Annotated in this window: 4 protein-coding genes; all 4 read left to right on the forward strand. The window is 38.8% G+C overall.

All coding sequences use genetic code 11. The features are described 5' to 3' along the window. Window positions 1-123 precede the first annotated feature (123 nt). Window positions 124-657, forward strand: coding sequence for a fimbrial protein (locus tag NL42_RS12140; protein ID WP_000731817.1), 534 nt, complete (start codon window positions 124-126; stop codon window positions 655-657). A gap of 86 nt (window positions 658-743) precedes the next feature. Continuing rightward, complete coding sequence (locus NL42_RS12145) at window positions 744-1478, forward strand: fimbrial biogenesis chaperone (RefSeq protein WP_461312935.1); 735 nt, start codon at window positions 744-746, stop codon at window positions 1476-1478. A gap of 58 nt (window positions 1479-1536) precedes the next feature. Beyond that, window positions 1537-4095: a fimbria/pilus outer membrane usher protein gene (locus tag NL42_RS12150; RefSeq protein WP_461312936.1), complete on the forward strand. Its 2559-nt coding sequence runs from the start codon at window positions 1537-1539 to the stop codon at window positions 4093-4095. After that, the coding region (locus tag NL42_RS12155; protein WP_151744204.1) for a fimbrial protein at window positions 4092-5118 on the forward strand (1027 nt) is incomplete at its 3' end. The genes NL42_RS12150 and NL42_RS12155, both read left to right, overlap by 4 nt.

The raw sequence follows: 5118 nt of genomic DNA on the forward strand, positions 1-5118 counted from the left end.
AAATAATGTGATATAGTTTGCATTTTGTTTAAGAAGTGTTAATATCGCCGCATTACTTTTCAAGATGTCAAACACTGGAAAAGTAAGGAAATAAACTTTTATCCAGACTTTTGAGAAAACACTATGAAAAAACTTGCTTTGATCGCTGCTCTTTCGGTTGTAGGGATTGCGAATGCTCAAGCTGCTGATGGTACAATTACAATTAATGGTTTAGTTACAGACAAAACTTGTGACATCGTTACTCCAGCTGGTAAAGACTTCACAGTTACTCTTCCAACTGTTTCTAAACAAACTTTAGCTGTTGCTGGGGATGTTGCTGGTCGTACTCCTTTCCAAATTAAATTAGCTAACTGTTCTGAAGGTAAAGTAGCTACTTACTTCGAACCAGGTGCTAACGTTGACTTTAATACTGGTCGTTTACTTAACAAAGACGCTACTGGTGCTAAAAACGTTAACGTTCAACTTTTAGGTAGCAACAACAACTTCATCCCTGTTCTTGCTGCTGGTGCAAACGGTGCTCAAGCTAACTCTCAATGGGTTGACGTAGCTGCAGCTGGTAGCGCAGACCTTAACTACTATGCTGAATACTATGCAACTGGCGCTTCTACTGCTGGTAAAGTAAATACTTCTGTTCAATACACAATTATCTATCAATAATTGATGGATGAGAGGGTTTCTATGTTTACATAGGAACCCTCTTTTTGTGGCGCTTTCCCGAATCTTTCTTGGTTGAGAATTCTGAAATGAAATTGAACAGTTATAATTTTTTGTTAGGTTTGGCATTTGCTTCAGCAGTTGTTGCACCTGCTACTCAAGCAGAAATTGTAATTCATGGCACTCGTGTGATTTATCCTTCGGATGCTCGCGAAGTTACACTACAGGTTAGTAATAACGGTTCAAAACCAGCACTCGTCCAAGCATGGCTTGATGAAGGCGACAAAAAAAGTACTCCGGATCAGTCTAAAGTACCTTTTATGATTGCTCCTCCTATTTCTCGTGTTGAAGCTACAAAAAGTCAGACCCTTCGTATTACTGCTTTACCAACTGCTTCTCAGTTAAATCAAAAGCAAGAAACAGTTTTGTGGTTAAACGTTTTGGATATTCCTCCACGACCAACTTCAAAAACTGAAAATACGACGCCTGATAACTTTCTGCAATTAGCAATTCGCTCACGTATTAAATTCTTCTATCGTCCAGCTTCGATTAAAGACGACGTGAATTTAGCAGCTGATAAGCTTCAATGGGTTAAATCTGGTCAAAATTTAACGGTGAAAAATCCAACTCCTTTTCATATCACGATGACCTCTGTTTATCAAAAGGCAGGTGATAAAAAAGTTGATTTATTACCTCAAGGGTTAATGATTAAACCTTTTTCTGAAGAGTCTGTTCAGCTTAAGAACGGCAATCTTCAAGATATGAGTTTTATGAATGTCAATGACTATGGTGGTCGAGTCGAACACCAAATAAAACTTCAGTAATCAGATTTATCTTTTTAATAAATTTAAGCACCTATTATGTGAGTAGGCGGACTTAGCTATGCCAAAAAAAAGGCAAGAATCTTATAAATTATTAAAACGCCATATTTGTTACTACTTGGCTTCTGGTGTTGTCACAATGACAATGCCTGTATTCGTGCACGCTGAAGAAGCCGCCGCGAGTGCTCCTGTAGAAGCTGAATTTGATTCTGCTTTTTTAATTGGTGATGCTCAAAAAGTTGATATTTCTCGTTTTAAATACGGTAACCCTGTTTTACCAGGTGAATATAATGTTGACGTTTATGTAAATGGCCAATGGTTTGGCAAACGTCGTATGTTTTTTAAAGCATTAGAATCAAATAAAAATGCTGTAACCTGCTTTACTGGAAATACACTTGCTGAATATGGTGTAAAACAAGAGATTTTAGCGCAGCATGCTCCTCTTCAAAAAGAAAATAGTAGTTGTTATAAAATTGAAGAGTGGGTTGAAAATGCATTTTATGAGTTTGATAACTCTCGTTTACGTGTAGATATCTCGATTCCACAAGTTGCTTTGCAAAAAAATGCGCAAGGCTATGTTGACCCAAGTCTATGGGATCGCGGGATTAATGCTGCTTTTCTATCGTATAACGGTAGTGCCTACAAAACTTTTACTCAGTCTAATGATCAAAGCGAAACAACAAACGCATTTATGGGCGTGACTGCTGGACTAAATTTAGGTGGTTGGCAATTACGTCATAATGGTCAATGGCAATGGCAAGATACTCCTGCTGAAAATCAATCTAAATCAAGTTACGAAGAAACAAGTACTTACTTGCAACGTGCATTCCCGAAATATCGTGGTGTTTTAACACTTGGGGATAGCTTTACAAACGGCGAAGTATTTGACTCTTATGGCTATCGTGGTATCGACTTCTCAAGCGATGATCGAATGCTGCCGAATAGTATGCTTGGTTATGCTCCGCGTATTCGTGGTAATGCTAAAACCAATGCGAAAATCGAAGTTCGTCAACAAGGCCAACTTATCTATCAAACAACTGTAGCGCCAGGTAACTTTGAAATTAATGACCTTTACCCTACTGGTTTTGGTGGTGAAATTGAAGTTACTGTTATTGAAGCGAATGGTGAAATACAAAAGTTTGCTGTGCCTTACGCATCTGTTGTGCAGATGCTACGTCCTGGTATGAATCGTTATTCATTAACTGTAGGTCAGTTCCGTGATTCAGACATTGATATTGACCCTTGGGTAGTTCAAGGTAAATACCAGCAAGGTATTAACAACTATCTAACAGGTTATACGGGCATCCAAGCAACTGAAAATTATGCCGCTGTATTGTTGGGTGCTGCTTTTGCTACGCCAATTGGTGCGATTGCACTTGACGTTACACATTCTGAAGCAGAGTTTGAAAAACAGTCTTCACAATCGGGGCAAAGTTTCCGTTTAAGTTATAGCAAGCTAATTACTCCAACCAACACAAACTTAACGCTAGCAGCTTATCGTTACTCAACAGAAAACTTCTATAAATTACGTGACGCTCTACAGATTCGCGATTTTGAAGAAAAAGGTATTAATACTTACTCTGCTGGTCGTCAACGTAGTGAATTCCAAATCACCTTGAACCAAGGGTTACCTGAAGGTTGGGGTAACTTCTATGTAGTAGGTTCATGGGTTGACTATTGGAACCGTAGTGAAAGTACTAAACAATATCAGCTTGGTTATAGTAATAATTTCCATGGCTTAACTTATGGTGTATCGGCCATTAACCGTAAAGTTGAGTATGGCTCAACAAATCAAACACACGATACTGAATATTTAATGACATTATCGTTCCCGATTGATTTCAAAAAGAATTCGATTAATGTCAACGTTACTGCTTCTGAAGATAGCCGTACTGTTGGTGCAAGTGGAATGGTTGGAGATCGCTTTAGTTACGGCGCTTCAATGTCGCATCAGGACTATGCGAATCCATCATTTAACGTAAATGGTCGTTATCGTACTAACTATACAACTGTTGGTGGTTCTTATAGTGTGGCTGATTCTTATCAACAAGCAATGGTTAGCTTAACTGGTAGTGTAGTTGCACATTCAGAAGGTATTTTATTTGGACCTGAGCAAGGCCAAACAATGGTACTTGTGCATGCACCAGAAGCTGCCGGAGCAAAAGTTAATAATGCTGTTGGTTTGAGCGTGAATAAAGCCGGTTATGCGGTAGTTCCTTATGTTACTCCGTACCGTCTTAATGACATTACCCTTGACCCACAAGAAATGTCGAGCGAAGTAGAACTTGAAGAAACAAGTCAACGTATAGCACCTTTTGCTGGTGCAATTGCTAAAGTAGATTTTGCGACTAAAACAGGTTATGCAGTTTACATTAATAGTAAAACTGCTGATGGCAACAGTTTACCGTTTGCAGCTCAAGTATTTAATCAGAAAGATGAAGCTGTCGGTATTGTTGCACAAGGTAGTATGATTTACTTACGTACTCCACTTGCTCAAGATCGTCTCTATGTGAAATGGGGCGATGAAAGTAATGAGCGTTGTTCAGTTGAGTACAACATCAGTAATCAGTTGCAAAATAAGCAACAAAGCATGGTAATGACTGAGGCTGTCTGCAAATGAAAAGAATATTATTAACAGGTTTCTTATTTACCGCTGGCCTTGGTGTGTATGGTGAAGCTAATGCTTCCTGTACTTTAGCCAATAACAAAGGAGGCTCATTTAGCACGGTTGACATTTCCATGGCCGTAGGTCGTGTTGTGGTCCGACCAAGTGACCCTGTTGGAATGATTTTAAGAAAAGCAACCTTTCCAATTACCGACAATGGTTCAACAGCAAAATGTACGTCTTATAGCGATACTATTACTGCTGCACTTACTCAAGGCTATCCATTAAGCTCACTAGGGAATAATATCTATTCAACGAATATTCCTGGAATTGGTATTCGTTTGTACCGTGAAGCAGAAAATGCAACTAACTTTTCAGGGTATTATCCCTATACTCGTAGTTTAACACCAGGAACAACTTATAATCTTGCTACAGGATATTTTGTTGTCGAAATTGTGAAAACTGCGGCACAGACTGGTTCGGGTACATTAGTGCCTGGTTTATATAGTCGATACTATGTAAGTGGTTATGTAAACCGCCCTTTTTTAACCAGTACAGTTAACGGTAATGCAATTACCATTGCCTCCTCTTCATGTGAAATCCAAGGTAATATTAATAAAGTTGTACAGCTTCCTACTGTTACAAAGGCTGGATTCAAAGGTGTTGGCTCAACTCAAGGCGAACAAACCTTTGATATGAACATTTTATGTAATGGCGGTACAAGTCCAACGGGTTATGAAGAGAAAAATGTTATTAGTTTAAGTTACGACTTTACACAAGATGGCACAAATAGTCAGGTACTGGCAAATACGGCTGCCACATCTGAAAAAGCCAATGGTGTGGGCGTACAATTACTGTGGAATTACCAAAATAAAAATCAAGTCATCAAAAAAGGTGACAAATTAGCTTTAGGTACAGTGTCTTCTAACCAGATACTTCAATATAACGTACCAATGACCGCTCGCTACTATCAAACAGCTGCAAATGTGACTGCTGGTAAAGTACGTGCGATGGCTACCGTAACTATTGAATATGATT

It is taken from the genome of Acinetobacter sp. GN11 (genome assembly GCF_054823985.1).

Excerpts from the sequence above, each read along its gene's own strand:
- NL42_RS12150 (WP_461312936.1), top strand. The coding sequence starts at position 1,537 with ATGCCAAAAAAAAGGCAAGAATCTTATAAATTATTAAAACGCCATATT.
- NL42_RS12145 (WP_461312935.1), top strand. The coding sequence starts at position 744 with ATGAAATTGAACAGTTATAATTTTTTGTTAGGTTTGGCATTTGCTTCA.
- NL42_RS12140 (WP_000731817.1), top strand. The coding sequence starts at position 124 with ATGAAAAAACTTGCTTTGATCGCTGCTCTTTCGGTTGTAGGGATTGCG.